Below are 16,520 nucleotides of genomic sequence, written 5' to 3' on the forward strand. Positions count from 1 at the left end.
GCGTCGTCTCGCCACTGCCGCTGAAATACCTGATCTTTCGACGTCCCTGGTATCTCGGTCGACGTCGACTTGACGAAAGAACACCACCCGATGACTCTGTTCTCCGCCGCCCGGCCCTCGCCGCGCACCGCTACCTCCGGCGCCCTACTGCTCACCCTGCTGCTCGCGCTGCTGGCGTTGCCTGCACTGTCTGCTCTGCTGGGAGCGGGTGCTGCCACGGCCGACACCACGGATGAGGCGGCCACCACTGAGGAGACCACCTCCGCCGAGCGCACCGTGTGGTCCCTGACTCCGGCCCACGACGCGGAAGAAGCCGACACCACCGAACCGCGGGTCTCTTTCCGCGCCACCGTGGACCCGGGTGCGACCTGGGAAGATGCGGTGACGCTGACGAATTTCTCCGCCGCCGAGGCAACCTTCACCCTGCAGGCCGCCGACGGGGTGGTCTCCGATTCCGGCGCCTTCGATATTCTGCGCCCCGGCGAGGAGAACACCGGGGCCGGGCAGTGGATCGAGCTGGAGCAGACCGAGGTCACGGTGCCCGCCGATGAGTCGGTGACGGTGCCCTTCACCCTGACCGTGCCCGAGAATGCCACCCCCGGTGACCACCCGGCCGGCATTGCGGCGTCGGTGTCCAGTGGCAGCGAGGACGACGTCTCCATGGTGTCCCGAGTGGGCACCCGCATCCACCTGCGCGTCACCGGCGATATCGCCCCGACCCTGGCCCTCGGCGGCCCGGAAGTCACCTACCAGCAGAACTGGAACCCCTTCGCCCCCGGAACCGCCACGGTGACCTGGCAGGTGGCCAATGAAGGCAACGTGCGCCTGGGGGCCGAACAGTCGCTGGGCTCCTCCGGACTGTTCGGGCTGGCCGGGGCCACCGCCGAGGTGGAACCGATTCGCGAGGTGCTGCCCGGCGGGCAGGCCCAGGTGAGCGTGGAGCAGCAGGTATGGCCCTTGTTCGAGCTGACCTCCGAGGTGACCGCACAGCCCGTGGTGGTGGGTGACGACGAGGTCGACGCCGAGCTGTCCACCGCCACCGGCGAAGCAACCACGATGGCGATCCCGATCCCGCAGCTGATGCTGGTGATGCTGCTGGCCCTGCTGATCTGGTGGTGGGTGACCCGCAAGGCCAGCCAGCGCAAGAAGTTCGACGCCGCCGTGGCCGCTGCCGCCGCGAAGGCCAGTCAGAATTCCGCCGCGACCGATCAGGCCAGCATAGATCAGACCAGCGCGGAAGAGCCGGCAGCAGAACCGGCTGCCGTAGTCGATGACACGGCGCCGTCGCGCAGCACCACCTGAGCGTCCGTGTAGTCCACCAGATCCCGGTCATGGGTGACGATCACCGAGGCCAGCTCGAAGCGTGCGGTGACCTCGGCCAGCAGCGCCATGATCTCGTGCGACCGGGACTCATCCAGGGCGGAGGTGGGCTCGTCGGCCAGCAGCAGGGTCGGCTGCCCCATCAACGCGCGGGCAATGTTAACTCGCTGCCGCTGACCACCCGAAAGCTGGTGGACCCGGCGCTGGCCCATGCCGGCGAGGCCGACGGTGTCCAACAGCTCCTGGGCGTAGTCCCGACGGGCCCGCAACCGGCGTCCGCGCACTCCCCGCACGTGGTCGGTGACCAACAGCTGTTCTTCTGCGGTGAGACCAGTGAGCAGGTTGGGCTGCTGGAAAATGATGCCGATGCGTTCGCGGCGCATCCGGGCCCGTTGCGCTTCCGAGAGGTCGGTGACCTCCACGCCGTCGAGACGCACGCTCCCCGAGCTCGGGGTGATCAGCGTGGCCAGTACCGACAGTAGCGAGGACTTACCGGAGCCCGATTCCCCCATCAGCGCGGTGACCTGCTTGCGCGCCGCGGTCAGGCTCACCGAATCCAGGGCGGTGACGGTGCGCGGCCGTCCCTGCTCGTCAGTGCCATCGGGGTAGCTCAGGCTCACGTGGTGAAGTTCGGCAACGCCAACGGTAGCCGCGGCAGTAGCAGAAGTGACAGGGGCGTGGGGGACGGTGGTGTTCGTCGTCGTAGGGTTCGTCATGATCGGTCCTTTCGGGGATCGGCAAGGAGGCGAAAGCGAGGTTAAGGCGGGGGCTTAGTTGCCGCCAAGGGCCAGCATCGGGTCGACGCGAGTCACCTTGCGCACGGCGAGTGCGGCACCGAGGACCCCGAGCACCCAGATGCCGAGCACCGGCAACCCCACCGTCCACGCGTCGAGGGTGAAGGGCACGGCGGAGCCGGCGAGCGCGCCGAGTCCGGTGCCGAGCGCACCGCCGAGAATCACGCCGACGGCGAGCACCACGCAGGCCTGGCCGAGCCCGTCGCGCAGCAGGTACCCCGGTGCGGCGCCGAGGGCGCGCAACACGGCCAGTTCGCGGGTGCGTTGGATGGTCCACACGGTGACGAAGGAGACGATCACCAGGGCGGAGATCCCGTAGAGGAAGCCCTGCATGGTCAGCAGCGAGCCCTGTTCCGAGGAGTAGGCGGGCAGTCCGTTGAACGACTCTTCGGTGGTCACCGCCAGCATGCCGTGCTCGGACGCGGCTGCCGACCAGTCCAGGTCGCTGCCCGCTGCCGTCTCGTCCGCGGTCAGCGCCAGCACGGTGCCCACGGTGGGCCGGTCCCCGGCGGCGGCATGGGTGAGGCTCACCCAGTCGGCTGTTTCTACCCACACCACCGGGGAGTGGGCGTAGAACTGATCCTCGGTGATCTCGGCGACGGTGAGCTGAACCTGTCCGACTTCCACCTCATCGCCGACGCTGAGCCCGGCTTCCTCCGCCACCGTGGCGGACACGGTGATCTCCCCCGCTTGCGGGTCGAAGAGGGTGTCGTCGTCGAGGGTGGTGGACACCATTCCGGAGCCTTCGGGTACGCCGACGACGGCGACGGGCGCGGAGCGATCCTCGGCGGCGAGCAGGGTCTGGGCGAAGCCGATCGGCACCGCGCCGGCCACGCCGTCGGTTTCCGCCCAAGCGTCCACTTGGTCTTGGGTGACCGCCGATTGCGGGAAGGACACCTCGTCCGGGACCTCGTCGTCGACGATGGATCCCACGGCAAAGCGGTCCGGGTCCAGGCCCTCCAGCACGGCAGTGTTCTGGTGACCCAGCCCGGAGGTGAGCCCGGTGAGCATCACCAGCAGCACGGTGATCATCCCGACCACCGCGCCCATCAGGGTGAAACGGCCGGCGGCCGCGCGGATTTCTCGAAGTCCAACAAACATGGTGCGTCCCTTCCTTCGGTTCTCGCCCGATGTTTTCGTCTGTATCCATCCCATCGCGGGCGCCCGGATGCGCACATCGTGAGGAGGGGTGAAACCGGAATCAACCGATCGGTGGATACCCAGGCTTCAGCGCCACCGGCTACCGTGGAGGAATGAGGACTGTGTCGGGCGAGATGCCGGTATTGCGCTGGCTGCGCGTCGGGGTGCACGTCCTCACTGCGGCCCTGCTGCTGATCGGGTTGGGACGCGCATTCACCGGGATCACCGTGGGGCTGGCGCTGGCTTTCGGTGCGGTCTATTTGTTCGGCACCGCCTGGGAGTACCGCCGGATGCGTGCGGGTGATCCCGCACCGTCACGCAGCATGACCCTGGGGTGGCTCACCGCCGTGCTGGTGATGTGGGCCGGTCTGCTCGCGGCCGACGCCGGATTCGTGTGGCTCGCGTTCCCGCTGATGTTCCTGGTGCTGCACCTGACCGGCGGCCCCACCCACCCGATCTCGCTGACCGGGGTGGCCCTGCTGTGGAGCGCGACCTGGGCGCTGCCCTGGTGGCATACCGGCAGCTCCCCCAGCCTGCCCGAGATGCTGGGTCCGGGTCTGGGCGCGGTGGTGGCGGTACTCATTTCTGCCGCCTACCGGTCGCTGCACGCCGAGGCGCTGCACCAGCAGCGTATCGCCGAGGCCCTGCGGGCAGCCCAGGCGGAATTGGCCGCCACCGAGCATCACGCCGGCCAGCTGGCCGAACGGGAACGGCTCTCCCGCGAGATTCACGACACCCTGGCCCAGGGGCTCTCATCCTTGGTGCTGCTCTCCCGGGCGGCACAGCGCCCGGGGCTGCCCGCCGACACCGCGGACGCCCTGGAGCTCATCGAGTCCACCGCCGCCGAGAACCTCACCGAGGCGCGCCGGTTTGTGCACCGGCTGGCCGCCGTCGACACCGTGTCGCTGCCCGAGACCCTGCAGCACCTGGTGGATCGCACCCGGGCCGAGCTGGTCCTGCTCGGACGGCCGGCTCATTGCTCCCTGAATTGGCAGGGCGACTCCGCGCTGCAGCTGCCCGAACCCCTGGCCGCCGTGGTGCTGCGTACCGTGCAGGTCGGGCTGGGCAACGTGGTGGCCCACGCTGCCCCCGCCCGCGTGGTGGTCACGGTGGGCGTGTTTGACGACGTCGTCACCGTGGATGTTTTCGACGACGGCGCCGGCTTCACCGTCTCCGACCTCGACGACGACGGCGCCCCCATCACCGCGCCGCGCCCCGATCACTCCGGTCGCGGTCTCGCCGGGCTGGCCCGCCGGGTGCGGGGCGTGCAGGGCCAGCTCGAGGTGGAGTCCTCACCCGGGGAAGGCACCGTGCTGGGCGTGCGCGTCCCCCGCGGCAGCCTGTCCGAGGAGGTTTCATGAGGGTGCTGTTGGTGGATGATCACCCGGTGGTGCGCGCCGGACTGCGCGCCCTGATCTCCGGGTTTGATCAGATGACGGTGGCCGCCGAAGCCAGCCACGGGGTCGAAGCGCTGGAGTTGCTGGATGCGGGGCTGGACGTCGACGTCGTGGTGATGGACCTGCAAATGCCCGAAATGGACGGGGTGCGCACCACCGCGGAGGTGCGCCGCCGGGGCGGGCCACCGGTGCTGGTGCTGACCACCTTCGACACCCAGGCCGACGTCGTGGTCGCCCTGCGGGCCGGGGCGGTGGGGTATCTGCTCAAGGATGCCCCCGCACCCACCCTGCGCCAGGCGCTGATCGATACGGCGCAGCGGCGGGCCACCCTGGCCCCGGAGGTAGCCTCGGCGGTGGTCGAGCAACTGCATCGGCCCCAGCCCACCCTCTCAGCCCGGGAAATCGAGTTGTTGGAGGCCCTAGCCACCGGTGCGTCGAACCGGGAGTTAGCGGCCACACTGTTCATTTCGCAGGCCACCGTGAAGACCCACCTGGTGCACATTTACGACAAGCTCGGCGTGACCAATCGCACCGCCGCCATCGCCGCGGCCCGCGAACAGCGCCTGATCTGACTACTCCGCGTCCGGGATCATGCTCAGCGCACTGGTGAGCACCTGGTCGGCGATCTGCTGGAACTCGGCGTCGCGCACCTGCTCGGGCCCGACGAACGAGACCATCGCCACGTAGCCGCCCTCTTCGCGCACCAGCACCAGGGCGGTGCGTTCGTCTCCCGCCCCGGAACCGGAGCCGGTGGTTTCGGGGATCCGCTGCCAGATCAGCCCAGTGCCTTCCTCGTCCTCGACCGACTCGGCGGTAAACCGATAGGAGGCAGACTCCTCGTAGCCTTCTGGCACGGTGGTGTCGCTGATCCGCATGGTCAGCTCCGCGCAATCGGTGGTGAGCTCACCGACGATATCGATGTAGTTCTGCACTTGGTCAGCCGCCTCGGCTCCCCCACCCACGTCTTCGGCGACGGCGGCGACCTCCACGGTGCCGGTGCCGTCGAAGGTCTCCGAGCTGAAGTCCACCCGGGAGGCGTACTCGCTGGTGGTCAGCAGCGGCGACCAGTCCAGGGCGGCCAACGGCGCGGTGCATTCGGCCGGGGTGATGCGGGTGCCGGACTGATTCACCGCACGGGACTGGGCCTGTTGGCGGAACGTGTCGATCTCCGCCTGGCTGGCGGCCCGCTGCTCGGTGAAGCCCAACTCTGCGGCGTGCGCTGCCGCTGCGCTGGAGGCCTGCTGGTCCACCCGTCCCGACGGCGACGCCGCCACCTCTCCCGGGCCCTCGCTCGCGTCCCCGTGATCCGCTTCTTCATCAGTCTCTGTGGTGTCGACCTCGGGGTGGCCGCCGGGCAGCTCCAGGGCCGACGCCGAAGCGTCCGCATCAGGGTCCGTGTCGTCGCCGGCTCCGCAGCCGGTGAGCACCAGGGCGGTCACCCCGAGGGCGGCCGTCAATTGCAGGGTTCGGATCATCGGGGTGTGCCTCCTGAAGGCGAATCGGGGGTGCCACCGCGGCGGGCGGCGTCTTCGTGGGCAGCGTCTTGGGCGGCCAGGCGGGCGAACATGTCGTTCCATTCGGCCAGCTCCTGGTTGCCGCTGGCGTCGGCACGGCGGTCTTCGTTTTTCTCGGTTTTCTTGTCGTGGCGCCACCATTGCCACACCGTGATGACCGCCATCACCACGGTCGGGAACTCGCCGATGCCCCACATGAAGGCGCCGCCGAGCTGTTGGTCCTCAATCGCGCTGGCTCCCCAGTCGCGGCCCAGCGACGAAAACCAAGCCGCCTCGAGCAACGATTCGGAGCCCATAATGGCCACCCCGATGAAGGCGTGGAACATCATGGTGGCCAGCAGCAGCACCAGCCGCAGCGGGTACATGGGCCGGTGCGGCAGCGGGTCGATGCCGATCATCACGGTGGCGAACAGGATCCCGGTGATCAAGAAGTGCACGTTCATCAGCTCGTGGCCGACGTGGGCGTCCAGGGCGAAACCGAAAATAGGGGTGTAGTAGAACAGCAGCAGCGAACCGGCAAAGTTCATGCCCACAAAAATCGGGTGCGTGACGAAACGTCCCCAGCCGGAGTGCAACAGCGCCAGCATCCATTCGCGGGGTCCCCGGGTGCCATCCTTGCGGGCGGTCAGCGAGCGCAGCGCCAAGGTGATCGGCGCACCGAGCACCAGGAACAGCGGAGCGATCATAGTCAGCGTCATATGCGCCACCATGTGCGCGGAAAACAGCACATTCGAATACACCGCCGGCGCACCCGAGGTGGTCCAGTGCAGCACCACCAGCCCGATCAGCCAGGAGATGCTGCGCAGCACCGGCCAACGGTCACCACGACGGCGCAATCGCACCGCGGACCGCACGTACCACAGGGCGAGGAACACGATGATGGCGACCCACAGCCAGTCCAGGCGCCAGGTGTCGACCCACCGGGCGGGGGTCAGCTCGGGCGGCATGTCGTAGCCGGTGAGCAACCGGGCCGGAGAAGCATTCGGCGGTTCTTCCTCGGGTTTGGGCGGGGCGGTGCGTCCCAGAATGGTGGCCACCGACATCACGGCCGTCATCACCAGAATCTCGACAGCGATCAGCCGCCACAGCAGCCGGTTCACCGGGGAGCCCGGGTCCCCCAGCCGCGGAATCAGCCACTGCCGGTGGGCCAGCCCGATGAATCCGAGCAACACGGTGCCCACGAATTTCGCCATCACCAGCACCCCGTAGGGGCTCAGCAATTGTTCCAGGTGCTCCATGCGCACGGTCGCGTTGACCACTCCGGAAATAGCTACGGTGAACAGGGCCAGCCCGGCCAACGCCGAATACCGCTGCAGTGTGACCTGCACCAGGGGCCGCTGCTGGTCAGCACTGCCCCGTTCGGCGGCCCGTACCTTGCCGGTGAGCACCGGCACCAGCAACATCAGCAGAACCAGGCCGCCCATCCACAGCAGCACGCCCAGCAGGTGCAGGCCGATGGAGTTCACGGCGGCGGTGTGGTCATCACCGGAGGCGGAGTGACCGATCAGCGCCATCGGCACCACCCCCATCAGCGCCAGCACCGCGGTGAAGCCCAGCGCGGTGGGCGAGCGCAGGGCGAACACCAGAGAGGTGACGACGGCGGCGATCACCGTCATCCAGAACCAGGCCTGGCCCACGGAGATCGACTGGACGTAATCCACCAGCCCGGAGGTGAACCCGGCCGAGGAGTTCAGCGGCATCCCGGCCAAATCCGAGTAGGTGAACACCGCTTGACCCAGCGCCGCCAGCGTCCACACCGCACCGGCAGCGGCAGCCACGGTCAGGGTGCGGCGGTAGGCCGGATGCTCATCGTCCAGGGTGCCGGCCGAATTCTTCTTGCTTGCGCCCTTCCGCGACCGCCCGGCCGACCACCTCGGAAGAATCCCGGCCGCAAAGACCAGGGCTCCCACGGTGATCGACCAGGTGATGTTGTGCACGGTTTTGGTCAGCGGCAGCCCCCACCGGGTGATCGCGCCGGGGTCAGCGAGCTGCTGCACTGCGGTCACCCCGGTATAGAACCCGGCCAGCACCAGCACGAGAATCCCGACGACGACGGCGCCGGGCCACACCCAGGTGGTAGTGCGGCGCAGCGCGGGGTCGATACCGCCGGGGCGGCTCGCGTCTCGAGAGGTCTTCGTGGTGCTCGGCATGGGTCCTTCAGGGGTTGCGGGGTTGTGCGGGGTCAGCCCTGTTCGGGGCCGGATCCGTTCGTGCTGGCTCCATCGTGCTGACGCACAGTACGGATCACCCAGACGGCACCGATGGCCATCACGACCACGGCGACCAGCACCGCGATCCAGATCCATCCTGGCACGGCCGGGGCCACCTCAGCTGCGTCCACCGACTCATCGGTGTCAGCAGCTTCGGCGCTCTCTACCGCACTCGCGCTGTCGCTGGGCTCAGCAGCCTCGCAACCCGCCCCGGGGGCAACGGCCTCCTCCGCGCTGGGCGCTTCCGGATCATCCAGGGTGAAGGAGAAGCTCTCCTCACCCACGTGCCCGTCGGAATACACCACCCGATAGCCCAGGGTGTAATCACCGTTGGGCATGCCCGCACAGGTGTCGGTGGTCAGATCGTAGCCGTCAATCGTCACCTCGCCGCTGGTCCAGGAGTTCCCCTCGGCGTCGGTGATGTCGATGAGATTGCTCAGCCCCTCCCCATCCAGCGGGGCGCCCGAAAACGTCAGGACGACGTCCTCCGGAGTGGTGGTGAGCGTCTCGCCCCTGGCCGGCGTGGATTCCAGCAGCTCATCGTGGGCCAGCGCGGTGGTGGCGGTGGCCAACAGCAGGGCGGTGCCTAGTGCTGCGGCGGTGCCGGTGGTACGGAAAAGTGTGTTCATGAAGTGTGGTCCTTGCGTCGCCGCCCCGTACTGAGGGGCGGATGAAAAATGACAGTGTTTAGGGCAAGGAGAGCACGGGCGGCCCGCGAGGAGTCGCCGAAGAAACCAACACCATCCGGCGCTGGGCCGGCCGCGGTGCGGTCGCCACCAGGCGCGGCGGTGTTGCGGAAGTTTGCTCGACCGCCCGCAGAATCCGTCGGGTGCCAGCGAGCAGCAGCAGATCGATCAGTCGGTAGGCGGTGGCTTCGCCGTGATGCACGACGGCGTAGGCGCCCACCGCAGCCAACAGGTGCGCTAGCACCATCAGCCCGGACGCCACCGATGAATATACCGCGCTCTGCGCGGTGACTTCGACCGGGTCGGAACTGAGCACGCTCAGCGATTCCACATGGTGGGCGTGCCCCGGGGTACTCACGGAATTCACCGCAGTCACGGTGGTGCCGGCGCTGCCGAACAAGGTGAAGAACAGGTGGAAGAGCAACTGGCTCAACCCGATCGCGCCCAGGGTCCGCATCCGGGACCAGCGCAATCCCGCCAGTGCGGTGCAGAGGGGCCCGGCCAGCACCAGGGTGAACACCCAGACCATGGGTGCCACACTCGTCTCGGTACCGTGCCCGGTGGCACTACCGAGGTGGGCCAGGGAGTGTCCTCCGGCAGCGAGGAGGGTGATGAGTCCGGCTGCCAGCCAGCCGCGTAGCAGCCGCTTCATGCCGACACCTCCCCGAACCAGTTCATGCGAGGGCGTCTTCGCCCTCACTATATTCTGTCACGACCCGACAGCCCGGGTTGAACTCGGGCGGAGGCAGAAGGTGGTTAAACAGATGGCGGGTGACTCACCGTGTGGTGAGTCACCCGCCATCAGGGGTGTTTCAGGAGCTCACTTGCCGGAAGCAGCGTTCTTCAGCTTGGAGCCAGCGGAGATCTTCACGCCGTAGCCCGCGGGGATCTCGATGGACTCACCGGTGCGGGGGTTGCGGCCGGTGCGAGCAGCACGCTCGGTGCGCTCCACGGAGAGCCAGCCCGGGATGGTGACCTTTTCACCCTTGGAGACCTGCGAAGAGAAGACCTCGAAGACGGCATCCAGCACGCCGTTAACGGCTGCCTGGGAGTTGCCGGACTTCTCAGCAACGGCGGCGACAAGTTCACTGCGGTTAATAGCCATGTGTCCTCCTGGACGTTGATTCGTGGCCCCGACTCGTGCCGGGTTCATTGGAAAACTACCATCATCTGCGCCGACATGCCTTATTTCACGCCGTTTTCCGGCCGAATTTCGCGGATTCCCGGGAAAATTCCAGCCCACGAGCCCCGCCAGCGCACTTTCGTCACACCGCGAAGCGGGGCGGAACAGTGGTGGATCCGTGGTTAAACGACGATGGCGGCAACGAGACATCTCGTTGCCGCCATCGTGCGGGTCTGTTCAGTGAATCGCCCTGGGAGATCCGTGGATCACCAGGAGGACTTGGTCACGCCGGGCAGCTCGCCACGGTGTGCCATGTCGCGGAAGCGCACACGGGAGACACCGAACTTCTGGAACGTGCCGCGGGGGCGGCCGTCGATCGAGTCGCGGTTACGCACGCGGATCGGGGACGCGTCGCGGGGCAGCTTCTGCAGGCCCACGCGAGCGGCTTCACGAGCCTCGTCGGTCGCGTTCGGGTCGATCAGGGTCTTCTTCAGCTGCTCGCGCTTTTCGGCGTAGCGAGCAACGATCACTTTACGCTGTTCGTTCTTAGCGATTTTGGACTTCTTCGCCATGCCTTAGCGCTCCTCTCGGAATTCAACGTGCTGTCGTGCCACCGGATCGTACTTCTTCAGCGTGATGCGATCCGGGTTGTTGCGGCGGTTCTTACGGGTCACATAGGTGTACCCGGTGCCGGCCGTGGACTTCAGCTTGATGATCGGGCGCAGGCCTTTGTCTTTTGCCATATCAGAGCTTCACTCCCTTGGCGATCAGTTCGGCGACCACGGCGTCGATACCGCGAGCATCAATGGTCTTGATGCCCTTGGTCGACAGGGTCAAGGTGACGTTGCGGCGCAACGACGGGACCCAGTAGGTCTTCTTCTGGATGTTTGGGTTGAACCGGCGCTTGGTGCGGCGGTGTGAGTGGGAGATGCTGTGGCCAAACCCTGGCCCAGCCCCGGTTACCTGGCAGTGCGCTGCCATGATCACTCCTCGTGTCAGTAGTAGTAAAAGAACGGGCGGAACCCGCTAACGAGCCCCGCCACCAGTTGTGACACCGCGCTCTTACTGCGACTTTCCGAAGGTGTACCAGGCTGGGTGAGAACCAACCGAAGTGCCCTTTTGATCGCTAGGGGAAGACGGTGAGCCCCGCGATACTGCCCACCGACAGAAGTCGGCAAGCCGAACGTGGGATCCGGTTTACGGGATCTGCGCTGTTTTCCGACGCCAGCTCCGACCGCTCGAGCACATGGCTCCATCGGCGCACACTGGCACAGCGCAGTTAACGCCCTATTATCTTAGGGCAGGTCGACGCAACGATCAAACCGCGCGGGCATCTGTTATTCACTGGGGGCCTTCGCGGCCTCCACGTCACGACTCAGTACTCGTCGTCCTCGGCAATCAACCAGTGCGACGGGTCAATGTTCGCCAGCAGCGCCTCGGCGAGCGTTTCCATGGCGTCCATGCCCTCGGGGGTCAAGGAGTCCAGCACGCGACGGCGAATCGATTCGGCGTAGCGACCCTCAACGCGGGTTACTTCGGACTTGCCCTGCTCGGTGAGCAGCGCCATCGTAACTCGCTTGTCATTGGTGGCCTGGCTACGATCAATGGCGCCGCGCTCTTCGAGCTTGCGGGCCACGTGCGACAGTCGCGACAGCGAGCAGTTGCAGCGCTCAGCCAGCTGCGACATCGTCAGTTCACCGTCGGCGTCCTTGAGCGAAGACAGCACTTGGAATTCGAAGAAGCTCAGCGATCCGGCCTTCTGAAGGTCGGCTTCCAACAACGGTGCGGTGAGCATCGTCGCAGCTACCACCTTCCGCCAGATTTCACTTTCCTTCTCCGACAGCCAGCGGTAGTCCGGCTTCTCCTTCTTGCGCGTCATCACCTGTGCCATGATGGGCACCCCTTCCTGAGAATTTCCCTTGCCAGACTATATATACGAGTTCACTTCAAACACACCGACCACGACCAACTTTTGCCGGTCGTGATGATGGCGTACCGTGATTGCCCCCTGCGGTGAATCCCGACACGGTCCTTCGCACCACACCCACGCACCTCTGGTGCCTTCGGGACGCGTGATGACTGCCTGAAACCCTTCGGATTCGTTGAGGCCCCAATTCCTCAACGTGTGACCCTCAATTGTAAAAGAGAAAACTGTGTCATCACCCCTGAGATACTGACGAGCCCCTGAAAGTTCTGCCGCAATTCCCCGGAATTCTGTCCAGTTCAACCTCTTGTTCCCTTAGAGTAATGCCCCTGACCAGGAAGTTCGAGAATTCGCGCACAGGTTTGGCCATTCCGTCGCATGATTGTCCAAATGTCCAATCTCACAGTTCTGAGTTGGTGGTCGCCGACGAAGAGCCCGCTGTCGGGCTGGCTTCCTTTGGAAAAGGTGCCTCACGACGTCGCTGGCGATGATCCAGCACCGCAAACACCAGAGCAAACGCGCACATCAGCATCAACACGACCATGGAGGCGTCGAATGCCGTTCGGTAGGTCTCCAGCGCGACAGGATCGTTCGGATCCACCAGTCCGCCGCTGGTGCGTGGCACGGACGACACCAGGGCGTAGAACACGGTGGTAGCCACCGCGATACCGATCGCGTTGCCGAGGCGCTGCCCGACCTGCTGGAATGACCCGGCGACTCCGGCCGAAGCCAACGGCACATGCATCAGGGTGCGCATCTGGTTGGCCGACATCACCAGGCCGGGGCCGACTCCGCATAGCGCCAGCGACGCCGCCATAGCCCAGGGGGTATGGGCGGGTTCGACAAACCGGGCGATCAACGCCAGCGCCACCAGCCCCACCAGGAATACCGAGATTCCGATGATGACCAGAACGGTGGCATGACTGAACGTATAGCGCCCCGACAGCCAGGCGATGATCGCGGAAATGATGGCGTACGGGATGGTGATCATCCCGACCACTACCGCGGGATGGCCCAGGCCCTGCTGGTTGTACAAAGTCATCACCAGGAAGGTGGCGGGCATGGCGGCAAACCACAGGCTCGTGATGATCACACCGTTGCGGTATGAGGGGTAGGAGAAGAGCCGGAAATCCAGTACGGGTGACCGGCCGCGATCCCGATACCGGCGCTCCCACCAGATGAAAACCGCCGCAAGCGCTGCCCCGGCCAGGAGCAAGAACCAGCGGGCTGGGGCGTCCTGGTCGGTTCCGGTGGTGAGCACGAAAGGTAGCATGACGAGCAGCACGGTGGCCGCCAGCAGTGAAACGCCCACCAGGTCCAGATCCCGTGCGCTATCCCGTGCGCTGCGGTCGCGGGCCTGCCGTCCGGGGAGCAGTCGGATGGCCAACGGCACGATGATCAGGGCCAGCGGCACATTCATCCCGAAGGTCCAACGCCAGCCCAGTTCCGGACCCAGGGTTCCGATGAATAGCCCACCGATGGTGGGGCCGAAGGCGGTGCCAAAGCCAATGGAAGCGCCAAAAATCCCGAAGGCCTGCCCACGCTGGCGGCCCTGGAAGAGGGTCTGGATCATGCCCAGCACCTGCGGCATCAGCACGCCGGCGGCCAGCCCCTGGATGATGCGAGCGACGACCAGGGCGTCGGCGGTGGGGGCGAGCGCCGAGGCCAAGGAGGCCACGGTGAACAGGGTGAGCCCCAGCAGGAACATCGCCTTGCGGTTCCACTGATCACCGAGCCTGCCGGCCGGTACGAGCGTGATACCGAAGGCCAACACGTAACCAGCCACGATGAGCTGGGTTTGCGTCGTCGTCGCCCCGAGTGTGGACTGCAGCGGGGTGAGGATGACGTTGACCTTGACCAGGTCGAGGATGGTGAGGATCGCTACCGAGGCGCAGACGGTGAAGCCCGCCCAGGGCGAGTGGGCACGCGAGGGTGCGGAAGACGTTTCGGACATCACCGGCCATGCTACGCCTCCACCCGATAGTCTGCTTGCATGCCCCGCGACGACGATCCCTGCCTGTGTGGCGCCGAAGCCGTGTGGACCGAATGTTGCGGTGCCGTGCTGGCCGGACGTCGGGATGCGGCCACGGCGGAGGCGCTGATGCGCAGCCGCTACTGCGCGTTCGTCGTCGGCGATGCTGAGTATCTGCTGGCCAGTTGGGCCTCGGCGACGCGTCCACAGCAGTTGAGCCTGGAGCCCGGGATCGACTGGAGGCGACTGCGGATTCTGGATACGGTGGCCGGCAGCCCAGAGGACGAGACCGGGGTGGTGGAGTTCGTGGCGCACTATCGCGAACCGGATGGGACCCGGGCGATGCAGCGGGAGCGCTCCCGGTTTCTGCGCGAGGGCGAGGCGCGTGCGTGGCGCTATCTGGATGCCGCGGAGCTGTCGACCGGCTGACAGCTTCCGGGCCCGGCCGGTATTCTGGAGACAGTGATCGAACTCACCGTTCGAGCCTCGGGCGCCGAGTTACGGCCACGTACCGACGAGGACGGTGAGTCTCTTGACACACGTACACCTCATCAGCACCGGCGGCACGATCAGGTACGCCGGCGCTCCCCGCTGCCGCTGCCGCATGAGGGGTTTCGCCAGTTCCGGGTGGATGTGGTGAATGCTTCAGTGGGGCGCACGCCGATCAGATTCCGGACGCGATCCGCCGTGTCGCCCACGGGGTGGTGATGACGACTCGGGCGACGCACGGACCGGTAGTGCCGATCTATGGTGACGGCGGTGGTGTGGATCTGGTGCGGGCCGGGGCGAAGCCAGCGGGGATGTTGAGCCCGGCTCATGCGCGGGTGCTGCAGATGTTACTGATCTCGCAGAAGCTGACCGGGCCGGAACCGCATTCGGCGTTTACGTCGTCGACGTTCTGAACAGTCCTCGCCTCTCGACCCACGAGCGCTTAGAGTGGTCCACACCACGCTATCGACCCTCGGAGATCACTCATGCGCCGTCGTCCATCCACCATGATCACTCTGCTCGGATGCGGCGGGTTCGTTATGGCACTCACCGGTTGTCAGTCCACTGCGGACGGTCCCGGTGACACCGACGCAACGGGTGAATCCTCCTCGGCTGCGGTGGCGTCGCCGGCGCTGGAAGACGGCGAACTGCAGATCTGCTTCACCGGAGACTACCGGCCCTTCAGCTACGTGGATCCCGAGACCGAGGAACTCGAAGGGATCGATGTGACGCTGATGTCCGATCTCGCGGAGACCCTCGAAGTAGACAGTATCGAGTGGGTGCAGACCACCTGGTCGGATTTGATGACGGACTTCCTGGATCGCTGCGACCTCGCCGTGGGCGGTATTTCGCTGACCGAGGAGCGGGCGGAGCAGGTCGCGTTCACAGAACCACTCATCGAGGGCGGCAAGGCTGCCATTACCACCTGTGGGCGCGAAGAGGAGTTCGACACGATCGAGGAGATCAATACCACCGACACCACCGTGATCACCCCCATCGGCGGCACGAACGAGGAGTTCGCCGACGAGAATTTCGCGCAGGCGGAGATCATCCGGTTCGGTGACAACAACACGATCTTCGATCAGATCGTCGCCGGCGATGCAGACGTGATGGTGACCGATGCCCCCGAGGTGGTGTGGGCCGCGCACGAGCACGAGACGCTGTGCCAGGTCAACGCAGACGAGCCCTTCTCCGAGGCGGCGCTCGCGTACATGCTGCCGCAGAACGACACCGCGCTGCAGGACGCGGTCGGAGCCTGGGTGGAGGAGATCTTCGCGGACGGCACCTGGGACGGGGCCGTCGAGGAGTGGTTCGGCGCGGACTCAGTGTTTGCCGCCGAGCACCATGACTGAGCACCGGGTGCGCGGTGACGAGGATTAGCGCGAGGGCGAATGCTGCGCCGCCCAGTCGCGGCGCAGCAGGGCGAGTTTGACCGAGTCCCAGCGGCGGCCGCGCCAGAAGCGGGCCTCCGGGATCCGGGCGCATTCGCGATAGCCCACCGCGTGGGAAGAGCGGATCATGCGCTCGTTGCCGGACCAGGTGGTCAGGGTGATGACGTGCACGCCAGTGCTGCGGGCGAAGGTTCGGTCCGTCCACAGGCGAAGCACGCGCCGGCCGATGCCCCGGCCCCACCACTGGGGGTCGAAGATGACGATGCCGAGCTCCCACCAGCCGCCGCCGACGGGGAATTCCTCATAGCGGGACACGAAGCCCACCGGGGCGCCGTCGATGAGGATCATCCGCTGGTGCGGGTGCTCGATGCGGTGGCGGTTCTGCGAGCGAAACTCGCTGAGTTTCAGGCGCGGACCGTGGGAGAAATAGGGGGCGTCCCAGAGCTGCCAGGCGGCGTCGTCGACCTCGTGATTCCAGTGCCACAACACGTCCAGATCAGCGACCGTCATGGGGCGCAGTTCGATCTCCGGGCCGGGCACGGGATGCGAACGTTGCATGA

At 66.3% G+C, this 16,520-nt stretch carries 19 protein-coding genes; 6 read left to right on the forward strand and 13 right to left on the reverse strand.

Translation table 11 applies throughout. From position 1 onward, the window contains the following. Positions 1-90: 90 nt before the first annotated feature. On the forward strand, positions 91-1,302 hold the full coding sequence (locus P8192_RS11835) for a WxL protein peptidoglycan domain-containing protein (RefSeq protein ID WP_278157238.1): 1,212 nt from the start codon (positions 91-93) through the stop codon (positions 1,300-1,302). On the opposite strand, the gene P8192_RS11840 is transcribed toward P8192_RS11835, so the two are convergent. Then, positions 1,224-2,036 carry an ABC transporter ATP-binding protein gene (locus tag P8192_RS11840; protein ID WP_278157239.1) on the reverse strand — a complete coding sequence of 271 codons (813 nt, stop codon included), beginning with the start codon at positions 2,034-2,036 and terminating at the stop codon, positions 1,224-1,226. The genes P8192_RS11835 and P8192_RS11840 overlap by 79 nt on opposite strands. A 54-nt stretch (positions 2,037-2,090) precedes the next feature. Next, positions 2,091-3,215, reverse strand: a complete 1,125-nt coding sequence (locus P8192_RS11845; RefSeq protein ID WP_278157240.1) for an ABC transporter permease — start codon at positions 3,213-3,215, stop codon at positions 2,091-2,093. A 152-nt stretch (positions 3,216-3,367) separates the two neighbouring features. Here P8192_RS11845 and P8192_RS11850 point away from each other — a divergent pair, with 152 nt between their 5' ends. After that, positions 3,368-4,615, forward strand: a complete 1,248-nt coding sequence (locus P8192_RS11850; RefSeq protein WP_278157241.1) for a sensor histidine kinase — start codon at positions 3,368-3,370, stop codon at positions 4,613-4,615. Continuing rightward, positions 4,612-5,223 carry a response regulator gene (locus P8192_RS11855; RefSeq protein ID WP_278157242.1) on the forward strand — a complete coding sequence of 204 codons (612 nt, stop codon included), beginning with the start codon at positions 4,612-4,614 and terminating at the stop codon, positions 5,221-5,223. The genes P8192_RS11850 and P8192_RS11855 overlap by 4 nt, the downstream gene beginning before the upstream one ends. On the opposite strand, the gene P8192_RS11860 is transcribed toward P8192_RS11855, so the two are convergent. The 10 genes from P8192_RS11860 to P8192_RS11905 all read right to left on the reverse strand — a co-directional run bounded on the left by P8192_RS11860 (position 5,224) and on the right by P8192_RS11905 (position 14,062). After that, positions 5,224-6,126: a hypothetical protein gene (locus P8192_RS11860; RefSeq protein ID WP_278157243.1), complete on the reverse strand. Its 903-nt coding sequence runs from the start codon at positions 6,124-6,126 to the stop codon at positions 5,224-5,226. Continuing rightward, positions 6,123-8,315 (reverse strand): cytochrome c oxidase assembly protein, encoded by a 2,193-nt coding sequence (locus P8192_RS11865; RefSeq protein ID WP_278157244.1) that lies wholly within the window; start codon positions 8,313-8,315, stop codon positions 6,123-6,125. Before P8192_RS11865 ends, P8192_RS11860 begins: the two co-directional genes overlap by 4 nt. A 32-nt stretch (positions 8,316-8,347) precedes the next feature. Next, on the reverse strand, positions 8,348-9,004 hold the full coding sequence (locus P8192_RS11870) for a copper resistance CopC family protein (protein WP_278157245.1): 657 nt from the start codon (positions 9,002-9,004) through the stop codon (positions 8,348-8,350). A gap of 58 nt (positions 9,005-9,062) precedes the next feature. Next, a complete protein-coding gene (locus tag P8192_RS11875) occupies positions 9,063-9,713 on the reverse strand; it encodes a hypothetical protein (RefSeq protein WP_278157246.1) in 651 nt (216 codons plus the stop codon). Positions 9,714-9,881: 168 nt separating this feature from the next. Further along, positions 9,882-10,166 carry an HU family DNA-binding protein gene (locus P8192_RS11880; RefSeq protein WP_278157247.1) on the reverse strand — a complete coding sequence of 95 codons (285 nt, stop codon included), beginning with the start codon at positions 10,164-10,166 and terminating at the stop codon, positions 9,882-9,884. A 284-nt stretch (positions 10,167-10,450) separates the two neighbouring features. Further along, a complete protein-coding gene (gene rpsN / locus P8192_RS11885; RefSeq protein WP_270107263.1) occupies positions 10,451-10,756 on the reverse strand; it encodes a 30S ribosomal protein S14 in 306 nt (101 codons plus the stop codon). Positions 10,757-10,759: 3 nt separating this feature from the next. Further along, the gene (rpmG, locus tag P8192_RS11890; protein WP_270107262.1) at positions 10,760-10,927 is read right to left on the reverse strand and encodes a 50S ribosomal protein L33; all 168 of its coding nucleotides are present in this window, start codon (positions 10,925-10,927) and stop codon (positions 10,760-10,762) included. A gap of 1 nt (position 10,928) precedes the next feature. After that, on the reverse strand, positions 10,929-11,165 hold the full coding sequence (gene rpmB / locus P8192_RS11895) for a 50S ribosomal protein L28 (RefSeq protein ID WP_270107261.1): 237 nt from the start codon (positions 11,163-11,165) through the stop codon (positions 10,929-10,931). Positions 11,166-11,559: 394 nt separating this feature from the next. Beyond that, positions 11,560-12,075: a MarR family winged helix-turn-helix transcriptional regulator gene (locus P8192_RS11900; RefSeq protein WP_278157248.1), complete on the reverse strand. Its 516-nt coding sequence runs from the start codon at positions 12,073-12,075 to the stop codon at positions 11,560-11,562. Between the two features lie 433 nt (positions 12,076-12,508). Continuing rightward, positions 12,509-14,062 carry an MFS transporter gene (locus P8192_RS11905; protein WP_278157249.1) on the reverse strand — a complete coding sequence of 518 codons (1,554 nt, stop codon included), beginning with the start codon at positions 14,060-14,062 and terminating at the stop codon, positions 12,509-12,511. Between the two features lie 39 nt (positions 14,063-14,101). Here P8192_RS11905 and P8192_RS11910 point away from each other — a divergent pair, with 39 nt between their 5' ends. The 3 genes from P8192_RS11910 to P8192_RS11920 all read left to right on the forward strand — a co-directional run bounded on the left by P8192_RS11910 (position 14,102) and on the right by P8192_RS11920 (position 15,921). Then, positions 14,102-14,509 (forward strand): YchJ family protein, encoded by a 408-nt coding sequence (locus tag P8192_RS11910; protein ID WP_278157250.1) that lies wholly within the window; start codon positions 14,102-14,104, stop codon positions 14,507-14,509. A gap of 278 nt (positions 14,510-14,787) precedes the next feature. Next, complete coding sequence (locus P8192_RS11915) at positions 14,788-14,982, forward strand: hypothetical protein (protein ID WP_278157251.1); 195 nt, start codon at positions 14,788-14,790, stop codon at positions 14,980-14,982. Between the two features lie 72 nt (positions 14,983-15,054). Next, positions 15,055-15,921 (forward strand): transporter substrate-binding domain-containing protein, encoded by an 867-nt coding sequence (locus P8192_RS11920; protein ID WP_278157252.1) that lies wholly within the window; start codon positions 15,055-15,057, stop codon positions 15,919-15,921. A gap of 24 nt (positions 15,922-15,945) precedes the next feature. On the opposite strand, the gene P8192_RS11925 is transcribed toward P8192_RS11920, so the two are convergent. After that, complete coding sequence (locus P8192_RS11925; RefSeq protein WP_278157253.1) at positions 15,946-16,518, reverse strand: GNAT family N-acetyltransferase; 573 nt, start codon at positions 16,516-16,518, stop codon at positions 15,946-15,948. Positions 16,519-16,520 lie beyond the last annotated feature (2 nt).

It is taken from the genome of Citricoccus muralis (assembly GCF_029637705.1).
GTDB lineage: Bacteria > Actinomycetota > Actinomycetes > Actinomycetales > Micrococcaceae > CmP2.